20 protein-coding genes are annotated in these 20270 nt (G+C 43.3%); 8 read left to right on the top strand and 12 right to left on the bottom strand.

What is annotated here, in order from left to right; translation table 11 throughout:
* Positions 1-522 precede the first annotated feature (522 nt).
* From A3860_RS06540 to A3860_RS06525, 4 genes are all read left to right on the top strand, one after another.
* On the top strand, positions 523-846 hold the full coding sequence (locus A3860_RS06540) for a S24 family peptidase (RefSeq protein WP_081145748.1): 324 nt from the start codon (positions 523-525) through the stop codon (positions 844-846).
* Between the two features lies 1 nt (position 847).
* Entirely contained in the window at positions 848-1609 is a 762-nt protein-coding gene (locus tag A3860_RS06535) for a nucleotidyltransferase domain-containing protein (RefSeq protein ID WP_081145747.1), read from the top strand.
* Positions 1599-2657 carry a DNA polymerase beta superfamily protein gene (locus tag A3860_RS06530; protein ID WP_081145746.1) on the top strand — a complete coding sequence of 353 codons (1059 nt, stop codon included), beginning with the start codon at positions 1599-1601 and terminating at the stop codon, positions 2655-2657. Before A3860_RS06535 ends, A3860_RS06530 begins: the two co-directional genes overlap by 11 nt.
* A gap of 181 nt (positions 2658-2838) precedes the next feature.
* Positions 2839-3513 (top strand): TIGR02117 family protein, encoded by a 675-nt coding sequence (locus A3860_RS06525; protein ID WP_081145745.1) that lies wholly within the window; start codon positions 2839-2841, stop codon positions 3511-3513.
* Positions 3514-3685: 172 nt separating this feature from the next.
* On the opposite strand, the gene A3860_RS06520 is transcribed toward A3860_RS06525, so the two are convergent.
* The 3 genes from A3860_RS06520 to A3860_RS06510 form a co-directional block, all read right to left on the bottom strand.
* Positions 3686-4186, bottom strand: a complete 501-nt coding sequence (locus A3860_RS06520) for a CAP domain-containing protein (RefSeq protein ID WP_216823394.1) — start codon at positions 4184-4186, stop codon at positions 3686-3688.
* Between the two features lie 85 nt (positions 4187-4271).
* Complete coding sequence (locus tag A3860_RS06515) at positions 4272-5075, bottom strand: hypothetical protein (RefSeq protein ID WP_081145744.1); 804 nt, start codon at positions 5073-5075, stop codon at positions 4272-4274.
* A gap of 167 nt (positions 5076-5242) precedes the next feature.
* Positions 5243-7633 (bottom strand): ABC transporter permease, encoded by a 2391-nt coding sequence (locus A3860_RS06510; RefSeq protein ID WP_081145743.1) that lies wholly within the window; start codon positions 7631-7633, stop codon positions 5243-5245.
* A 170-nt stretch (positions 7634-7803) separates the two neighbouring features.
* Here A3860_RS06510 and A3860_RS06505 point away from each other — a divergent pair, with 170 nt between their 5' ends.
* Positions 7804-8295 (top strand): hypothetical protein, encoded by a 492-nt coding sequence (locus tag A3860_RS06505; RefSeq protein ID WP_143773975.1) that lies wholly within the window; start codon positions 7804-7806, stop codon positions 8293-8295.
* 84 nt (positions 8296-8379) lie between these two features.
* Here the strand turns inward: A3860_RS06505 and A3860_RS06500 are convergent, their stop codons facing one another.
* The 3 genes from A3860_RS06500 to A3860_RS06490 all read right to left on the bottom strand — a co-directional run bounded on the left by A3860_RS06500 (position 8380) and on the right by A3860_RS06490 (position 11587).
* Positions 8380-9618, bottom strand: a complete 1239-nt coding sequence (locus tag A3860_RS06500; RefSeq protein WP_081145741.1) for an MFS transporter — start codon at positions 9616-9618, stop codon at positions 8380-8382.
* Positions 9619-9705: 87 nt separating this feature from the next.
* Positions 9706-10644 carry a helix-turn-helix domain-containing protein gene (locus A3860_RS06495; protein WP_081145740.1) on the bottom strand — a complete coding sequence of 313 codons (939 nt, stop codon included), beginning with the start codon at positions 10642-10644 and terminating at the stop codon, positions 9706-9708.
* 97 nt (positions 10645-10741) lie between these two features.
* Positions 10742-11587 carry an N-acyl homoserine lactonase family protein gene (locus A3860_RS06490; RefSeq protein WP_081145739.1) on the bottom strand — a complete coding sequence of 282 codons (846 nt, stop codon included), beginning with the start codon at positions 11585-11587 and terminating at the stop codon, positions 10742-10744.
* 383 nt (positions 11588-11970) lie between these two features.
* On the opposite strand from A3860_RS06490, the gene A3860_RS06485 reads away from it, so the two are divergent.
* Positions 11971-12183 carry a hypothetical protein gene (locus A3860_RS06485; RefSeq protein ID WP_081145738.1) on the top strand — a complete coding sequence of 71 codons (213 nt, stop codon included), beginning with the start codon at positions 11971-11973 and terminating at the stop codon, positions 12181-12183.
* A gap of 73 nt (positions 12184-12256) precedes the next feature.
* On the opposite strand, the gene A3860_RS06480 is transcribed toward A3860_RS06485, so the two are convergent.
* The 3 genes from A3860_RS06480 to A3860_RS06470 all read right to left on the bottom strand — a co-directional run bounded on the left by A3860_RS06480 (position 12257) and on the right by A3860_RS06470 (position 15696).
* Positions 12257-13444, bottom strand: coding sequence for a M20 metallopeptidase family protein (locus A3860_RS06480; RefSeq protein ID WP_081145737.1), 1188 nt, complete (start codon positions 13442-13444; stop codon positions 12257-12259).
* Between the two features lie 108 nt (positions 13445-13552).
* Positions 13553-15190 carry a S41 family peptidase gene (locus A3860_RS06475; RefSeq protein WP_081145736.1) on the bottom strand — a complete coding sequence of 546 codons (1638 nt, stop codon included), beginning with the start codon at positions 15188-15190 and terminating at the stop codon, positions 13553-13555.
* A 107-nt stretch (positions 15191-15297) separates the two neighbouring features.
* A complete protein-coding gene (locus A3860_RS06470) occupies positions 15298-15696 on the bottom strand; it encodes a nuclear transport factor 2 family protein (protein WP_081145735.1) in 399 nt (132 codons plus the stop codon).
* 160 nt (positions 15697-15856) lie between these two features.
* Between A3860_RS06470 and A3860_RS06465 the strand changes: the two genes are divergently transcribed.
* Positions 15857-16870 (top strand): AraC family transcriptional regulator, encoded by a 1014-nt coding sequence (locus tag A3860_RS06465; protein WP_081145734.1) that lies wholly within the window; start codon positions 15857-15859, stop codon positions 16868-16870.
* 81 nt (positions 16871-16951) lie between these two features.
* On the opposite strand, the gene A3860_RS06460 is transcribed toward A3860_RS06465, so the two are convergent.
* A complete protein-coding gene (locus A3860_RS06460; protein WP_081145733.1) occupies positions 16952-17392 on the bottom strand; it encodes an SRPBCC family protein in 441 nt (146 codons plus the stop codon).
* A gap of 344 nt (positions 17393-17736) precedes the next feature.
* On the opposite strand from A3860_RS06460, the gene A3860_RS06455 reads away from it, so the two are divergent.
* Positions 17737-18066 carry an outer membrane protein assembly factor BamB family protein gene (locus tag A3860_RS06455; protein WP_081145732.1) on the top strand — a complete coding sequence of 110 codons (330 nt, stop codon included), beginning with the start codon at positions 17737-17739 and terminating at the stop codon, positions 18064-18066.
* Positions 18067-18095: 29 nt separating this feature from the next.
* On the opposite strand, the gene A3860_RS06450 is transcribed toward A3860_RS06455, so the two are convergent.
* Together A3860_RS06450 and A3860_RS06445 are read right to left on the bottom strand one after the other, a co-directional pair.
* Positions 18096-18644 (bottom strand): hypothetical protein, encoded by a 549-nt coding sequence (locus A3860_RS06450; protein WP_081145731.1) that lies wholly within the window; start codon positions 18642-18644, stop codon positions 18096-18098.
* Between the two features lie 314 nt (positions 18645-18958).
* Positions 18959-20179, bottom strand: coding sequence for a DUF6600 domain-containing protein (locus A3860_RS06445; protein WP_143773973.1), 1221 nt, complete (start codon positions 20177-20179; stop codon positions 18959-18961).
* Between the last annotated feature and the right edge of the window lie 91 nt (positions 20180-20270).

Genomic DNA, 20270 nt, shown 5'->3' with positions numbered 1-20270 from the left:
CGCAAGTGTGCTGCGCAGTCGTATGTGCATATTTGCTGTATCAAAAACAGGTCAAGAATAAGTTACTTCAAAATCTTAAAGTTTACTTTTTCAATTACCGTTTTTGTCACGAAGCAGTAGCTCAGTGGTAGAGCACCGGAAGAGAGTATTAACGTGGGCGCGAAATACAGCGGCTGTAACATCGTTGTTGATAGATTAATTAAATTTTATAATAACCTCAAAGTAAAACAAGTGAAGTAAGATGCAGGAAGTAAAAGATTATGGAATAATCCTACTTCTTACATCTTACTTCCTAACCAGCCCCTGTAGCTTAAAAGGAAAAGCCTGCGGCAAAATTAGCTTACCGCAGCGTGTATGGAAATTCCCGTAATATCTGCGCGAAATTATGGGTAGAGTTTACAGTGCACCGAAATACCCTGTCGTAAAGTAGGGAAGCGTATTTACAGCCATACAGCTCAGTGATGGGTTTGTGAGTTCGAATCTCACCAGGGGAACCTTTTGTATTTTTTAATCAGAAAGGAAATGAACAAATATGAACGGCTAAAAAACGATTTGGATATAGCCGGAACCGGAAAACTAAAAGCATTCGGCAACTCCATGTTGCCCATCCTGAAAAATGGAAGCCTGTTAACTTTTGTAAAAGCAGCCAACTATGATATTGGCGATATTGTTTTTTGCAAAGTAAAGGGCAGGTATATCGATGCACATAAAGTAATAAAAAAAGACACCAACAAAGGATTCCTTATTGCCAATAACCATGGTTTTGAAAACGGGTGGACGAAAATAATCTATGGCAGGGTAGTGGAAGCAGAACACCAGAACAGGATCATTTATAAAGTGGAATAACATGCAACAAACAATAATCAACAAACTGGCAGCAATAGAACAGGAACAGCACATAAAGATCCTGTTTGCCTGCGAATCGGGCAGCAGGGGATGGGAATTTCCGTCGCCGGATAGCGATTATGATGTACGCTTTATTTATGTGCGTCCCTACCGGTTCTATCTTTCCGTGCTCGACCGCAAATACGATCTGAACTTTCCCATAAACGGGGACCTGGATATGTACGGCTGGGACATACGCAAGGTGTTGCAATTGATGCGAAAATCAAACACCACGCCTTTTGAGTGGTTGCAGTCCCCTATCATTTACAGGCAGGACGATGATTTTAGAAATGCCCTTTGGTCGCTGAGTCAGGCTTTTTTTGGCCAGCGATCGAATATTCATCACTACCTTGGTATTGCGCAGGGTGCGCTGGAAACCATGGCCAACGACAGCGAAATAAAGATCAAAAAGCTGTTCTATGTGCTACGGCCCCTGCTGGCAGCCAAATGGTGTTTGGAAAAAGAAAGCATTGCGCCTATGACCATTGGCCCTTTAATGACAGCACTGCCCGCCCACCTGCAAAAACAGGTACGCGAATTGATCACTTTAAAATCAACCGCGGCGGAAAGCTTTGTGATAAAAGTAAGTGCCGAACTGAAAACCTATATTGATAACGAATTCGCCCGCATCAGCGAAGCATCGACTCAATTGAAAAGAGATCATTTTGACGCTGATAAACTGGATGAATTCTTTGTAACAACCATTAAGCAGTATGACCATTAAGGAGATAAAAGAAAAAGGGTTGTTGCTCTTCGAGTGCATAAGCGGCAGTAAAGCGTATGGTTTGAACACCGCCAAAAGCGACACAGACCTGAAAGGCGTTTACTACCTGCCCAAAGCGCAATTCTATGGACTGGAATATATTTCGCAAATAAGCAACGAAACCAGTGATGAGGTGTACTATGAACTGGGGCGCTTTGTGGAATTGCTGATAAAGAACAACCCCAATATACTTGAACTACTGGCATCACCCGATGATTGCATACTGTACAGGCATGCCATCATGAGCAGGCTGCCTATCAGTATGTTCCTGAGCAAACTTTGTAAAGAAACCTTTGCCGGCTATGCCCTCACGCAAATAAAAAAAGCAAGAGGCTACAAAAAGAAGATCATAAACCCGGTTGAGGCCGAAAGGAAAACGGTACCTGATTTCTGTTTCATACTGCAGGGCCACAGCTCAATTCCTTTGAATGAATGGCTGGCGCAAAACCATTTTGTACAGGAACAATGCGGGCTTACCAGCATTCCCCATTCAAAAGGTTTATACGCCCTGTTCTATGATAAGGAAGCCAGGCATCACTACCGGGGCATCATGAGCAGCGAACTGGCCAATGATGTTTCCTTATCATCCATACCCAAAGGTGAAAAAGAAATGGCTTACCTCTATTTCAATATAGAAAGCTATTCTTCTTATTGCAAGGATTATAAGGAGTATTGGGAATGGGTTCAAAAACGTAACGAAGACCGTTACCTGGGCAATGCAGAACATGGTAAAGGTTACGATGCCAAAAACATGATGCATACCATAAGGCTACTGCAGGTAGCAGAAGAGATCCTGGCAACCGGAACATTGAACGTTAAACGGCAAAACCGGGAAGAACTGCTTTCCATTAAAGCAGGCGGGTTTCAATACGACGAACTGCTGGCGATGGCCAATGCGCTTATGGAGCGCATTGAAAAAGCGGAACTGAGCAGTTCCTTACCATCACTTCCTGATAAAGAACTGGTTGAAGGAATATTAGTACAAATGCGAGCCGAATTATACGGGTAAACACGTATTTATAAAAAGGCGCCCCTGGTATTTTTTGCCAGGTGGCGCCTTTCCTTTTTATCTCGATAACTATCCGTTAGTGCTAAACGCATTGACATAACACTTAGCGGGTATTTTTAATGAAAATAGGTTACTTTCCTGTAGTTTGCGGAATAAAGAAAGATCAATAACCTGTTTCCACATGAGGAAATTCCTGAAATACACTGGTTACACCCTTTTAACCATCATCCTTCTATTACTCGTGTACGTTGCTTCTGCATGGGCATTATCCCGGTTAACCGTAGCTGCTGAACCGAATACCGCACACCAGGTTGCCATCTATATTAAAACAAACCCGGTTCATACAGACCTCATTCTGCCTGTTAAAACAGCAACGAAGGATTGGAGCCAAAGCTTGTTGTATAAGAACACCAAAACCGGCGACAGCGCATTTAACTATATAGCAATAGGCTGGGGCGATAAAGGATTTTACCTGCATACCCAACACCTGTCCGATCTTACTGCAAGTACCGCCTTTAAAGCCGCATTCTGGCTAAGCAGCTCTGCGGTTCATGCCACTTACTACACCAAAGTAAAAGAAAGCAAGACCTGCGTACGGCTCAACCTCTCCACTGAACAATACCAACGGCTGATCAAATTCATTGAAAACAGTTTGCAAACAACTACTACCGGCAATCCGATAATGATTGAAGCACAACCCTACGGCGATCACGACGCTTTTTATGAAGCAAGAGGCCGGTACAGCTTATTTCATACCTGTAATACCTGGGCAAACAATGCATTAAAAGCATGTGGGCAAAAAGCCTGTTGGTGGACACCTTTTGCAAACGGCATACAGTATCAGTACCAACAATAAAAAACCCGGCAACAGCAACATTGGCTATCACCGGGCTATTATCATAAACCTTCAAACAACTATTTCGATTACCACTCCACGTCGTCGACCAGGGTTGTCCAGGTTCCCGAGCGGTTGGGCGAATTCGATGATAGTTAGGCCGTATTATTTTTTTAGGTATATCCTGGTCAAATTAATTGGCAGCAAAGATCTGGGTGAAATAGAGCGCACCCCTTCTGTCGGCGGCAATGCCAATACCAGTCACATTATACGGCCCCACAATATTTTCGCGGTGCATAGAACTTTCCAACCACTCTTCCACTACCTGCCTGGCAGTCATGTTACCATAAGCAACGTTCTCTGACATGGAACCGTTCCCGTTTATTTGAGGAATGATCCTTTTCATGCGGGTTTTGAAACCACTATGACCAAAATCGGTACGGTTCGAGGCCATATTTTCGCTGTGCTTTTGCGCTTCCGCGGTTATGACCGCATTCATTGCCAGGGCCGGCAATCTTTTTTTTCTGCGATATTCATTGATGTACTTCAGGATCTCATTGGCCATATTTGCATGCTGCAACGGCGCTTTTACATATACATGTGATGTGGGAGAGGAAACCGGTACAAACGCAGGACTGGCTTCAATAACAACACAAAACAACAGGGCGGGGGCAAGGGATAATAACTGCTTCATACTAATAGGGTTGATTGCTGGCCATTTATGCCAATTTCAAGCCATAAAAATATAAAGGATTACTAATATTTATGTTATCGACTTGTCAATTCCAGCTGTTAAGCACATTCTGTCTGTTCTTGAACCGGTCTTTAATACAGGTGATCAGCCAGTCGCCACCAAACGTAATTGTTTCTTCATGCGAACCGTAAATAGCCCATTTATAAGTTTCATCAACATAAATAACCTCATGGTTGCTATAGGACGACTCAAAACCTTCGAGGTCGGTTTCATAATCATCGCCCGTTTCATTGATCTCGTACAAATGGCTGATGCCTTTTTTGGCCAGCAATTGTTTTATAAAAACACTATCGTCATCCGTAATATGCTTTCTTAATATGAAAACCGTTTCGCGCTGGCATTTTTCCAACAGCGGTTCCCAATAATCGCCATCATACCCCCATGCATTCTGCAGCATATGACGAACAGATTGCTTTTCCTCAATTTTCAATCTGCGCCGTAAGGGTAATGGTTCCACATTTTTTACTTCCTTTTCTGTTATAGCTTCCACATGCGCCCTGAATTTTTTCCGCTCTTCCTGTATGGCTCTTGCTTCAATGTCGTTGTCGGGGTTGGAAATGGCGGCGGTTTCATTCTCTAAGCCAAATTGAATGATATCCTTTTTCAGAACATTAAAATCAGTATAATCGGCCGGAATAATTGTTTCAATGCCTTTTAATATAGCATCAATGGCATTGTACCGGGGGAATAAATTATAATCGCTATCAGAATAGGTGTACTCAGGAAAGTCGGAACCAGTCCGTTTTTCGGCATATTCTTTCTTCCAGAAATTGAACTCTTCTATACAATATTTTCTAACTAAAGTATGCAGCGCCTCTACTATTGTCATGGCCAGGATTTTAGGTTGCAAAGGTTATCCTACCCTTTACAACGAAAAATCAGTGAAAATTATTGAGGCAACCACCCCTCACATTAACAAATTGTTACCAAAACCTGACCCTCCCGCAAGCTTTTCATCCCGTTTTGGCAGCATCTCCGCAAGAAGTTCACCAAAGGTTACTCGCTTCTTAATGCTGCTACAGGGTTGGTGATGGCCGCTTTTATGGTTTGAAAGCTTATGACCACAAAAGTGATCGCTAATGTGCCCAATCCGGCTGCGGCAAAGATCCACCAGCTAATGGTGGTGCGGTATTGAAAATTCTGCAACCAGGTATGCATACAATACCAGGCAATGGGTGAGGCTATTAACAGGGAAATGCAAACAAGCAATACAAAATCTGCCGATAACAACTGCCAAACATTCAGTACCGATGCGCCCAGTATTTTTCGAATGCCTATTTCTTTGGTCCTTTGTTCGGCCAAAAACGAAGCCATTCCCAACAGCCCAAGGCAACTGATAAAAATAGCCAGCGCGGTAAAAGAAAAGGCCAGTTTGCCAATGCGTTCTTCCACAGCGAACTTCCCGGCAAAATCCTCATCTACAAATTTGTAATCGAATGGTGCGGCCGGCACATACTTTTTAAACACTTCCTGCACCTTATCCAGGGCTTCATTAACGCCCATGGCGGGATTTATTTTTATAAACAGGAACAACAGTTTTTCATTTTTCAGGGAATAAACGATCTGACTTACCGGCTCATAAGGCGACTCCATCAACATATCCTTTATTACACCAACTACCGTATAATTTCCATGGTCCCATTTTATTGTTGAACCAACAGGGTCCTTCAGTTTCATGAATTTTACTGCCGCTTCATTGAGCACCAGGGCAGAAGAATCCGTAGTAAACGCCCTTGAAAAATCTCTTCCTGCTTTGAACTGCCAGCCCATTGTTTTACCATACTCAGGCGTTACTGCCACAACCCCAAAATCGGGTTGCAGGGAAGGATCTTTACCCGGCCAGTCAAATCCTCCACGAAACACCCAAATTCCTGTTGCAGGACTCGAAGACTCTGCTACTTCCACAACGGCACCGGTCTTCAACAAATCGTTTCTCAATGCGGCCTCATGTTCATAAAACCCGGGCGTATTCATTTGCAACTGGATCAATCCATCCCGGCTGTAACCTACCGGGCGGTTCCTGGCATATTGAATTTGTTGAAAAACTATAATAGTTCCAATGACCAGTATAACCGAAACCGAGAACTGCAAAACCACTAACACCCTTCTTGGCACGGAGGTATAGCGGCCTGCTTTAAAAGTACCTTTCAATACTTTCACCGGTTGAAAAGAAGATAAATAAAAGGCCGGGTAGCTACCGGCAATAATTCCGGTAAAAACACTAAACCCTATAGCAGCCATCCAGAAATAAACATTGGTCCAGGGGATAGATAATCTTTTATCGGCAACCTGGTTAAAAACAGGAAGCGCCAATTGTATCAATAAAAGGGAAAGTGCAAACGCCAGCACAACAATCAACAATGATTCGGTAAAGAACCGGATAACCAGTTGTTTTCTCATTGAACCAATGGCTTTACGAATGCCTGCCTCGCGGGCGCGTTTTTCGGCGCGTGCCGTTGACAGGTTCATAAAGTTGATGCAGGCCAGCAGTAATACCAGTAACCCGATCAATGCAAATAACCTTACAAATAGAATGCTGCCACCCGTGTTTACGCCGTTTTTCCATTCCGCAAACAAATGCCACCGGCTCATAGGTTGCAACAGGATCCTGGGTTTATAAACAGATAATCCGGCATCGTTTTTAACTCTTTCCAACTTACTGTTCTTAATGCTTGCAGATGCCTTGTCCATATCAACCTTATCTGCAAGCTGCACAAATATCTCAGCCATCTCGAATCCCCAGTTATTTTTATGGGTTTTAGCAAGCTCATCATTGTTAACAAACAGTTGCCAGGGTGCAATAAACATAACATCTTTAAAACGGGAAGCATGGGGCAGGTCTTCATAAACACCGGTAACCTTTACAGGCAGCCGGTTATCGATCAACATCATTTTTCCCAGCGGGTCAGCATTTCCAAAAACTGCTTTCGCCACTGTAGCAGACAGTAGAATGGAGGAGGGGTCTTTCAACCCATCATGATCGCCTTTCAGCATATTCAATGAAAGCAGCCTGGTCGCTTCCGGTTCCATGAATTTCCCTATACGGGTGAATTTTGCATTACCGAAAGAAAGAATATGATCGCGGTTCCACCAGGATAGCACAACACGCTTGAATTCGCTACCATAATTATTACGCAATTCATCGGCTAATGGAATAGGACAGGAATAGCTGGTACCCACTTCTCCATTGAAAGTTATTTGCTCCATCACGGAAGCTATTCGGTCATAATTTTTATTATACTTATCGTAAAAAAGCTCGTCCCATATCCATAACCCAATCAGTATGGCAATAGCCATACCGGCAGCCAGTCCGGTTATATTAATAAAAGAATGCAACTTGCTTCTGAGTAATTGCCGGCCGGCGATCTTGAGATAACTTTTAAACATACCTGAATTTCGGATTAAAAAATATGCCAGTAATTAACCGTAAGATCCACAAATAAATACAATGAAAAAAACGGCGCCGCTTGTTCGCTTTTGATACAATCACCGGTCAGTTTTGAACAGATCACAAAAAATATCGCCTGTTTAACCACCATTATGTTCAAATGAATATTATGATTATTTTGCACGAAAATACCAATATGAACCCCGAAATGCCCGCACCCGCCTTTAGCCTGAAAGGAATGAAAAGAGCCTTCTACGTTTTTGTTACGTTCAATGTTATCATTGCTATTACGGCACTCGTTATGTATTTCGTGTTTGAGCCAACGGGCAATTACAACGTACTGGGCGCCACCAACCCCTGGTACCTGGTTGTTATGTATGCCGCTTTCGGTATTATCAATTATTTCAGCAGTAAAAAGGTCACTAAATTCATTCGCGAAACGGCCGATCCGATTAAACGGTTTTCGAAATACGAAAGCTTTTATAAAAAGAAAACGATCGCGAATGCATTCGCCTGCGCTACCACCCTGGTGCTGTTTATTATAACCGGCAAATACACTTTCCTTTATTTATTGGGCCTTCAAATGATCATCCCGGTTATGCTGTATCCGCGTAAAAAAATGTTGTCGGCCCTGTTTGAAGAAGGCGTTCAATTCTCCTGATAATAGCACAGCAACCTCTATAAATTATAAAAAACTCCCCCTGGCTAAGCCGGGGGGAGTTTTTTTATGTAGAAGCATATTGCTTTATGCCGCAACGGAGGCTTGCACCGGGCGTTCTTCCTTTTTGGCAGCCGCCTCTTCACTCACTTTCCATTTTGCTTTTACTATAATCGCCATCGTCCCAATTGCCAGCACCGCATAACCAATACCTAATACAGTTTGATTGGTTATGGTTAAAGTATTTACCAGCACTGAGCTTAAGATGGAAGTTACTACCGAGAACCCACCGCCTACCAAACCGGCCGCTTTTCCTGCATACTCCGGAAAACGGATCAACGTATACGACATCAGGTTATTAAATATAAACCCGGCCGTACTGTGCAACAGGAAAACATACAACAACAGGGTGGGCAGGCTTTGGTAAAAGAAGGTGAGGGTTATCAATAAAGATACCGCTACCAGTTGCAGACTCGAAGCCAGGACCAGTTTCTTTACAAAAGGCTTTTTGATCATTATTCTTGAAAGGGTGCCACCTGTTAAGACCGACACACCCGAAAACAGCGCACAGTAGCCGGTAACGTGTGGCGACAGGTGCAGGCGGTGCTCTATCAAAAACGGACTGGCCATTCCATACAATAAGACCATGGCATAGGCTAAACCAAGGATGACCATGCCAGCCGTAAAATCAGGCGTTTTCACCATTTTGCTGTAAGCGCTGGCAACCTGCCTTACGCTGAATGGCTGCCTGGCCTTTTGCGATTCACCGCCGATCATCAATTCTATCAGGAAAAAGATCAGACTGAAAAAGCCAAGGAAGATAAAATTTGAGGTCCAGCCCCAGGTTGTCTGGAAAAAGCCGCCGAGGAAAGGCGCCACAATAGGACCGATGGCCCAAATGACAGAGAAAAGACTGGTATATTTTTTCAGCTGTTCGCCCTTGTACATATCAACAAAGAACGATCGTTTGCCTACCACAATAACTGCTACGGTAAATCCCTGTACAACCCGCATGGCATAGATCACCTGCATATTTTGTGACCAGGCAATGGCAAAGCTGGCAGCACTGAATGACAACATCGCGAACAGCGTAGGCCAGTAACGGCCATAACTGTCGAGCAATCCGCCAACGATCAGCTGGGATATTCCATAACTGATAATGAAAAAAGAAAGGGTTAATTGAATTGCAGCCGGTGTTGTATGCAACTGCGTGGCCATATCGGGCAACGATGGAATGTATACATCCATTGCAAAACCGGAAAGTGGAATTAAACCCAGCGCAACAATAGTGTTTGAACGTATCTGTGATTCTTTAATATTCCTCATTGGTAAAGCCTTTAAAAATTGGCTTTGTAAAGGTAAACCGGCCCAACGGTATCAGAATTATACCTTTCAAAGGTATACTTATACAAATCAAAGGTGAACGGCAAGAGCGGTATTGCTCAGCCTGAACTCCACCGGCGTAACCGATGCAAACTGTTTAAAGTATTTGTTAAAGTGGGAAGGGTACTCAAACCCAAGTGAGTAAGCAATTTCGGCAATATTCCAGTTGGTGTTCCGCAGCAGTGTTTTGGCTTCGGCTACAATACGTTCGTGAATAATGACGCGGGTAGTTTTGCCGGAATATTTTTTCACCACGCTGTTGAGGTGGTTTACATGCACATGCAACAGATCGGCAAAATGGGCAGGTGTCAGCAGCTTCAGGGAATGCTCGGGCGAATCAACCGGAAATTGCTGGTTCAGCAGGGAAAAGAACTCATTTACCAGCCTGTCGCGCACCGCAGCCGTTTGCAGGAACTGTTTTTGCTGCAGCCTGATCCCTTCATGGATCAACAGCTGTAATATATTCCGCACCATATCCCATTTAAACGGGTAATCCGACTCCTGTAATACCTGCATTTCATTGAAGTAAACATGCAGGCGCTCCCTTTCTTCTTCAGTAAGCGCTACCACCGGGTATACCTGCGGATTGAACAGGGGGCTGGCATACTGCACATCGGGCGGAATGATGCTTTCTATAAATTCCTTATTAAATAAACAGGCAACACGGTTAACATTGCAATAGGTAACCTCAATAGAAGCCGGAACTGAAGGATTGGTAAAAATAAGACAGGGCCGGGGCAGATTTATTTCCTGGTCGTTGTAAATAAGGGTGCCATGTCCCTTGCCCGAACCGCTGCTTAAACAGATCTTGAAATAATCGCGGCGGTTAAAAGGTGATTTACGAATGGGAACAGTGGCCTTTCGTACACTGAAATGACCGTTGCCGCCAGTAAGCAGGCTCCTGGGCACCTCGTAACCTATTCGCTCATAGTACTGGATAAGACTTTCAGTGGGGATCTTCTTTTCCATTGTAATATTACAATTGAAATACGATAAATGTTGGTCTTATATAATTCAAAGGTAGTATATTTTACCGCAAAGATCAGCCAGGGTTCTTCCGGTAGCCTCATTCAATTTTCACAACTCCTTCTTTTACAGCGTGGAACTTTGTAAATATGGCGGCATCATGGCCGGGGATAATGTATTTTGGATCGGAGACCAGTGTTTTCATTCTCCGCATGGCATTTACATAACCTGCCGGGTCAAAAGTACCGCCGGCCGAAGCAGGCAGCAGATGTTCCAGGCTATAATACACCCAGATATTATCTGAGGCAAGGACTATTTTTTTCTTACCCGTTTCAACCAACACATATTGCGATTCGAAGGTGTGTTTTGAACCGGTAAAAACTTTTATACCGGGCATTATTTCCTGGTTATCGCCATCAACCAACGATAATTTGCCCGCCATGTTCTTATCGAGGATCTTATGTACATCTCTTTTATTAAACCCGCCATTAACGCCGCCCTTTTGCCAGGCAACGCCAATGAAGTAATAGAAATCCGTCTGTTGCATCCATACCTGTGCATTGGGGAACAGATCGATTCCATCTATATGGCCCCAATGCGGATGGCTTAATATAATGTCGGTAATATCTGTAGCTTTCAAGCCTAATGGTAGCAGTGCTGAATCGGGTCGCACATATTTCACCACGTCGAATTCCTTTGCATCGGGAATATCATTTAAAAACCCGGCATCTACCAGAATGTTCCTGCCATTCCCCTTGATAAGCCAGACCATGAAATTGATGTTTACACTATCCTTCTGAGGTCCTTTGTCGACCCACATAGAAATTGGCCATGCTGTATCTGATGAGGCAAATCTCACTGTATACACTTCATACTTTTCCGGTTGCGACCAGGCATTTATAGAAGCGATCAGAAATATTAATACAAACAGGATGACGTTTTTCATTAATGTATTTTAAAGGTTACAGGCGGTTAATATTACCTGTAACCGATAAATATACAAAACTGGTCATCTTATTTTAGCGAAATATTATGCATTATTATGGCTGGCCCGGCACAACGGTTTGCAGTTCGGTTGCTCCCGGTAATAATCCCGCTCCTGTTGCTTCAAACGTTACTGTGCCGCTGTGTTTGCCAGCCTGCATATCCCTTTTAATATGCTTACCGCAAAAAGTGCGGTGAAGTCGCAGGTAGAAGGGTTAGACTCCGGCGCCGATTATTATTTTTCGAAACCGCTGAAGCAATAGAATTTATTTATACAACCCTAAACAATGGTGCATAAGTGTTGTGCCAAGGCCGTAGATTTGCATTACCATAAAATCATATATTATGAGCGAATTAATTAACCAGATAGTAGAGAAAACAGGCATCCCTGCCGAACAGGCGCAACAGGTATTAGGGGTAGTGGCCGGTTTTATTAAACAAAAATTTCCGCAATTTGGCGGGCAGATCGATTCTGTATTAGGGACCAGCGGCGATGCATCAGACAAAAACACCGGCAGCAATATACTGGGCGACCTGGGAAGCAAACTTGGATTTTAACTTGATAACCTTTTTTACAAAAACCCGTTCAGGCTGAGCCGGAACGGGTTTTTGTTTTATTGGGGGAACAATTTTAATTCTTTTCTTCTTTTTCAGCAAAATGCTTCAGGAGAGAAAGCGCCCCTTTTGCTAAAAAGCTGGAGCCAAATCGAATACACGCCTCGTTTATGACCACTTTGGGATGATGCACAAAAAAACAATCGTCTGCCGTATCACGTGCACCCAAAAAATAGAACATAGACGGCACCGTACGTGAGAAAAAAGCAAAATCTTCGCCACCCATCAGGGCTTCGGTTTCTATAACGTTCTCTTTGCCAAATGCAGATGCCAATGCAGGAAGCAGTTGCTTATGAACTTCTTTATCATTCAGCAGACTGGGATAATCTAAAAGATATTCGATTTCAATAGTGGCCCCAAAAGTGACAGCTATGCCGTTGGAGATTGATTGAATTCTCTGTTTTAATTGTTGGTAGGTTTCCAGATCGATGGCTCTTAGCGTACCTTCAATTACAACTTTATCAGCTATAATATTAGGTGCATAGCCCCCATTTATCTGGGTAAACGAAAGCACTACCGGTTGCACAGGATCGGTATACCGCGATACAGTTGACTGTAAGGCCTGGATCAAACTGCTGGCAATATAAATGGCATCAATAGCTAAATGAGGTGCTGCTCCGGCATGCCCGGCTTTACCTTTTATCGTGATCTTTATAAAACCTGTACAAGCCAGCGCCTGCCCTAATTTGTAAGCGATTTTGCCTGCCGGAAGAAGCGGATGTACATGTAATCCTACAGCTGCCTGTACCCCTTGAAGAATATTTAACTCAACCATTCTTTCGCCGCCCGATTTCTTTTCAGGATCGTTATAACATCCTTCTTCTGAAGGTTGAAAGATGAACTTAACGGTTCCGTTAAAATTTTCGTGCGCCAGCAAATGTGCCGCCCCAATCAACATAGTAGTATGAACATCGTGACCGCATGCATGCATTTTACCATCGACCGTTGATTTAAAATCAAGGTCTGCTTCTTCCTGTATGGGCAGCGCGTCCATATCGGCCCTGAGCGCAACGCCAGGGCCATTGCCTTTGGTAAGGGATGCCACCACGCCAGTTTTGGCAACGTTATTTTGATAAGGTATTTTCAAAAGATCCAACTGTTCACACACGATCGCGGCCGTATTAAATTCCTGGTAACCCAATTCGGGATGTTGATGAATTCTTCTTCTTATCTCTATTAATTTTTGCAGCAGTTCGTCATTCATAACATTACAGTTTAAATTAATTGCAGGGTTTAAAATAAAGACAATATGCAATTATCCAACGAAATAAAAAACCGTTCTTTCACTGAAATTAAGAACAACAGGCTTACCTTAATAGTATTTTCTGGCATATTGCATCGCTTGCTCCAGGATGTAATCCCTTCTTTGCATGATGCCAGCCTGGTCAAGCGTGACCGGTATATCGAGTTGAACGCCTTTTACCTCGCGAAAACTCCGCTGCGCACCTGCTACCCCCACACCCGTATAACTTACTTCTATACCGCCGGGTAAAGTTAGCCAGGTGATATTACCTGTGGTGCCTGCTGTTTGCCGGCCCATGGTAATGGTATTAGTCCGCACTTTCAAAGCCGAGGCTACTGATTCAGCGAGGCTCTGCGTATGTTCATCTATTAAAACGATCAATGGTCCGTTATAGATCAGTTCCTCCCTACCTTCAGGTATAAAGTGCATGGGGCTTTTAACAAAAGTTCCCGGATAATAATCCCACGAATTCCTTAATTCAGCAAAAAGGGTTTTTGCCGGAAAGAAGTACTTATATAATTCTGTGGTAACCTTAAAATTGGGATAATCACGCATATCCCAGATAACCGCCTTTGCCTGGCGGATATCACTGAATAATTGACGTAAAGTATCGGCATTGGTGATGCGACAAAAACGCACGTACCAGATCCCTTTATCCAATTGCTGCCACAAAGGTTTTTCAGCTAATTTCGCGATCTGCAGGTACGCATCAAACCCCAGCATACCAACAGTTTTGGTAAAAACGTTACCGTTCCTTTTGAAGCCTACCTGCACAACAGAATCTTCACCCCTTAACAATTCATAGGCAATATTGCGGTATAATGAAAGCGAATTGGTGCCCGTTGTGACCGCTAACAACTCTTTTTCCCTTTGCCGGCAGTCTTTTCCATTAACAGCAATTATTTCATCACCAGGCCGATAATCCCATTTTTTTGCAATGCTGTCATTACAATCGGTGATGAGGTATTTTCTTTCAATATAATCAACATGGAAGGGGGTAAAATACAGGCCACGCGGTTGATAAAAGGAGTGGGAGTCGCGCAACTCATGTATGAGCTGCCGTACAACATACTGATATTGGGCAGCATTATCGGCCTGCAAAAAACGGGGAATATAACCTGTTAAAACAGTGTCCCAGGCAGGCAAATGATCCTTATGAGGATAAAAATAATTGATCGTATTCCAGTAACGGAACAGGGTGAGTAGCCGTACCGGTTGCATGGGACAGGCAGGCTTGTCGAAGGCAGCTTCATCATGAATAATATGATCATAATAATACCCACCATAATACCGGGTAGCATACCGGTTGGTATCGGGCATGTGGTATTGATATAAACGGACCAGTTCCTTTTTCAACCATGCAGAAACCCGGAACTGTTGAATGTCTTTTTCAGTAAAGATCCTGATTAACGAGTCGGCTTTCCAGTTTACCCGCGTAACAGACAAAGTGGCCGTGGGCAGGGAGCGATACCATGAATCGAACAATGAGTCTAACGCTTTGCCGGTTTTCACTTCCTCAACCAGGGGGATCATTTGCAACAGTACACTGTCCCAGTCAGGTTTTCCTTTGGCAACAGCAGGATGATAATATTTCAGAAAACCCCATACTTTACCGAGCGTGGCCAGTTGCGATATGCGGCTATTGGTTTGCGCTTGTGTATGTAAAGTGGCAACAAAAATTAACGCCCCGTAAACCAGCTTTTTCATGCAATCAATTTAAGCGCAAATTGCCTATAAAACAAGCCACTGATAAAAAAGAGCCCCCTGCTAACCAGGGGTTACTCTTTTCCTTTTCACATCTATAGGCACTAAGGTTAATTGCCCCAGAATTTATTTTCCTGGTCAATATCGGCCGAATACACCGTTGCCCTGATGATCTTTCCATTCTCTACGGTGTATTCATCTATATTAGCCACATCCAGCGTGGAGCCGTCTGCTTTTTTCGCGTTCCAGCGAACCAGGCAACTTACCCGGTTACCATTTACTGCCATTACACCAATCTCGGTTAAGGCAAGGGTATTGGCCGTTAACTGGAACATGCCACCCACCATTTCAAATGCTTCGGTTACCGACTTTTTAATTCCCGAGAACCGGTTATTACCTGGCTGGTTCCATTCAACCTGCGGATGTAATATAGCCCCCAACTGTTCTGTGTTTCCCTGTTGTACTGCAGTTAAAAAAGCGCTGACTGTTTGCAATGCATGATTTTCCATTTTCTTTATTTTAAGTTTTTTAATAAGGATGATCTTTTGTGTTGATCGTTATGCAAAGCTATTTTCCGATGGCTGGTTGGCTATTACCATTACACGACAAATCCTTATCATTTCGCGACAACCCGTGTGGTAAAAAGACCAGGGGCCCTAACTTTACAACATGAACAATCACCGGAAACTTTTTGTACAGAACCTGCTTGCTTATGCGGTGCAGCGGGATGTTTCGGCACAACTATTATGTAGTTTGAGTGGTATCGATATGGAGCTTTTGCAAAAGAGCGGCGAATTTGAACCAACGCCTAAACAAATGAATGATCTTTGGGTGAATGCCTGTCATGTAAGTAATGATCAATTGTTTGGACTGCATTTTGGCGAATCATTGCAGTTGACCGCCTTAGGGGTAGTGGGTGATATAATAAAAAGCAGCAGTACAATTGGAGAAGCCGTAACACTGTCAACAAAACTCACGCATTTATTAACCGACCTGTTTCATATTGACCTGGCGCGTACCAACGAAACCTTCACCATGCATTTTATTCCGCATGCCAGTGAAAAAGAAAAGCCTTCCTTTTCATTTCTGCAAACGATCGATTTTTTTATGGTATTTGTGATACATGAAATGAATGGCCTTCTATTAACCAAATTGAAACCGGTATCAGTATGTTTTCCTCATACGGTAAGCGATATTAATGAATACGAACGGGTATTGCGTTGCCGGCCTGTAAAAAAGCCCGGTGAATATTCCATCACTTTTTCAAACAGGCTTTGGGATGAACCGGTCATTACACACAATTATGAGTTGCAAACGCTCCTTCTTAAAAAAATAAACGATGAGTTACCATCGGCAAACAGGGAAAGCTATAGAAGTAAAGTGTATAATTATTTATTGACAAACTCGTATTTAGGGCTTGTATCACTGGAAGAAATTGCAGCCAATTTTAATGTAAGCGCCCGGTGGATGCAACGAAAATTGAAAGAGGAAGGAGTGAGCTACCAACAGGTGGCAGATGACATCAGAAAATCCCTGGCCCTGTATTACCTCAATGCAGGTAATTATCCGGTGAAGGAAATTTCCTATTTGCTGGGGTATAATGAGATCAGCGCATTCAGCCGTGCATTCAAACGATGGACGGGCACTACACCGGTGGGGTATCAAAAGGGTAATAAAAGTTAAGCAGGGCTAATAAGCCCGCCTTCACGAATGCTTCGGCGGGCTAACTCCTAAAAAAGAGGAAAAGGTGTAAGGCGTTTTTCCTCAGTTCTCTTTTGTTATTACATTCACGAGCCTTTCCTGTATATACTGCGTCCATGCCGGTGCGCAGGAATCGTAACATTCAAACTCAGGAACCAACCCTATGTGCGTGAACACAATTTTGGTTTTGCCAGGTTCCTGAGAAATTTCAAAACTTAATTTGGTTCCGTTCCATTCGTCGGTCTTGTCTACAAAGGAGAGTTTGGCCTCTGTTACCAACCAGACCACTTTTTTATTTGGTACCAGCTCTACCAGCTTTTGTTTGGTATAATGCGCATCACCACCTGCCAAAAAGCTAAATTCATCACCCAGTTTTTCTGAGCTTCCATTAAATGATTCGCCATATAAGCCCGACCACCATGCCCTGACATTTAAAATGGCATTATAGGCCTCTGCGGGTGTTTGTTCCACCAAAATTGTGGAAGTGAAATTTTGACTCTTCATTTTATTGTTTGTTTTTCAATTGCTAAATCTGTACTGATTGATTACAGAGCAAAAGTAGAGTCTATATAACAAACGTAAAGGGGGTGGAATAGACTTTATAGAGGGTTGATTTGGACGAACGCTCTTATATGCTGAAGAGCAAGGCAGAAAGCAGTGAGATTATCCGAAGATCAATCCGTATCGAAGGGCGTTTGGCAATCATTTCATCCCAGGCCATGATAATTTCAATTTATGTCAAATGGAAGTTATTGAAATAAGTTACAATTTAAGGAATGAACATTAAATCATCCGATTTTCCTGGCTTATATCTTTTCATTAAATTCGATCCACTTTAAACTTCTTCCATGCAAAAAAACCTGCTTATCATTGGCTGTAACGGATATGTGTCGGCCATTCTCGCCAGCAATGGCCAGGAGCTCTGGCGCACCAAACTACGCGACGGAATTTTGGGCGGCTCCCGTGGCAACGATGTGAGTGTACTCATTGACGGGGAACAGATCTTCGCCGGCTGCCACGGCCGGATCTATGCGCTCAATGCTTCAGACGGAGCTATACTTTGGCAAAATGAGTTAAAGGGAATAGGTTTTAATGAAGTTGCCATGGCAAGACAGGGAACAAATACCCAGTTTATTACAAGGGTAGTGGAAAGATCTTCGGGCAGTGGTAGTGATTAAATAGAAGTTAGTAATAGCCTGGCAGCGATTTACCGGTTTTCCTGTTCCCGAATATAGCTATCAGTAAAGGCAGACCGTGCCGAAAAATCAATCCCTTTTTCGCGCCAGCTTTGCATGATCTTAACCAATGTATCATAGTGCTTAAAAGTTCCCAGGTAAAACGTCAGATCATAACTTACACTGCGATAAAGGAATGAAATTGTGTTTTTATCCCCGTATTCTGTGGTAAATATCTTTCGTCCTGCAGAGATCATGGCAGGATGTTTAAACGTATCGAATGCATAAATATATACATCCAGTTTTTCCAATTCATGAATCGGCATTCGCAAGGTACCCCATATCAATTCATCAGGAGAGAACACGAGTTTTCGGTCATCAACAGAGCGAAGTGAGAAAACCGACTTTGGCCGCAGTACCGCATACACTGCAAGAAAAATCAATACGGCTATTCCCAAAGCATTTATAATCGGGTGAAAAGTACTGGAAAAGAAAAAAAACAATACTGTTGCCAGCACCATCAGCGCTATCATCCAGGGGGCGGAACGCTTGTATTTATATACTGTTGTGGTAAGTTTCATTATATATACCGCTATTTTACGTTTGTTTTTGGGAAGGTGCAAATGCCAATACTTTGCAATTTGTTAAATCAGAAGTGATCTGAAATTAACTTGCGCTGAAATTACGGTTTGGCAAACCGAAATCAATTAAAACCAATCGAATTTTCCTTCCAGGCGGTATGTATTCCTGATCAGGCTGTTTTGGATTGATAGCCTGAACAAATCTCGCTGCTTTCTTCACAGCAACAGGTTTCCAGCCTTTTTTTCATATAAGGGCTGCTGCAATTCCAACAGGTTGGTGACGTTTCTACAATACTAATAAGAAATTTCATCGTTTAATCATCCTTCCTTCTTGTTTTCCTGGATGGAGCAACAGGAGAAGGAGCTGGTTGTTTGGCAGGCGGCGAAATCTGTCCTGGCCTGGTTGGTCTTTGTATAACGGGCTTCGGCTTTTCTGGTGCAGGAATAGCACGTTTTTGAACTGGTTTTATTTCGGGTACTGGTCTTTGTTGTTTGGCCGGCGATGGAACCTGCACTGGCTTTCCAGCTGGTTTTTCAAAAACAGGCTTTTGTTTTTCTGCCCGTGCAGGAACGGGTACACGATTTTCAATTGGCTTATTTTCAGGTATTGACTTTTGTTGCTTCACCGGTGGCAATGCAGGCGGTGGCACCGGCGGTTGCGACGGGGTTGGCCCCTGGTCTGAAATAACTGCGGGCTTTCCTTCTTTTATTGCATCCGCCTGCGGCTTTTTGATGAGAGGATGATCGTTGTTTTTTACGCCTGGAGGCGCCGGCAGCTGATTTTTGTTTTCGGCACCCCTGAATTCCGGCCGGTAGATAGCTACGGTCCTTTCTTCAACTTTCGTTTTTTCGGGACGGTCATTATTATGAATCCGGTAAACTGGTACCTTCTCATGGGTAGCTCTGTTAATATCTTCTGCCTTTGGACCGGCAACATAGGTTACCTGGTTATTTATGTAAGTGTTTTGCACAAATTTTGTGACTTTGATAATATGATCATTGTTCCCGCGCCCTTCATGATACCGGTGAAAAGTTCGTGAATGGATATATTTTTCTGGTATAAATATCCACCAGTTTGGCGGGCAATTGTAACTACTGAACGATATGCTTATGTTGATGCCCGGCGTAAGGGGAGCCCATCCATAATAACCGCCGCCACTTCGCCAGCAAACCCAGGCAGGGCCCCAAATGGTATCGGGTATCCATATCCAACCATAGAAATCAGACCAGCTCCATCGCCCGTAATGGAACGGCGCCCATCCCCATGGATAATCAGATACCCACATTTGTCCGTATACTGTCATGATCCAATACCCGTTTGTGTAATAGGGTTGAAATCCGGCATCTACTGCCGGCACCCATATATAACCATAATCCGGATCATTAAGCCATTGGCCATAAGGCGTCAACTCGTTATAAAAAACCTGTAGCGACACTGCCGGCCGTTGCTGAGGGATAGTTTTGCATGCAGACATAAATAGTACCAGTAATGGCAGCATACCCCACATAACGCTACATTTGATAATTGCTTTCATCGTTATATGCTTTAACAGCAATGAACCCTGGAAACCACATTTTTCATTGCATAAAATAAAAGTGTGTAAAAGGTAATACAGGTAATAATAT

It is taken from the genome of Niastella vici, assembly GCF_002077945.1.
GTDB lineage: Bacteria > Bacteroidota > Bacteroidia > Chitinophagales > Chitinophagaceae > Niastella > Niastella vici.
Note: the sequence above shows the minus strand (reverse complement) of the source record. Positions and strands in the feature narration are given on the sequence as shown.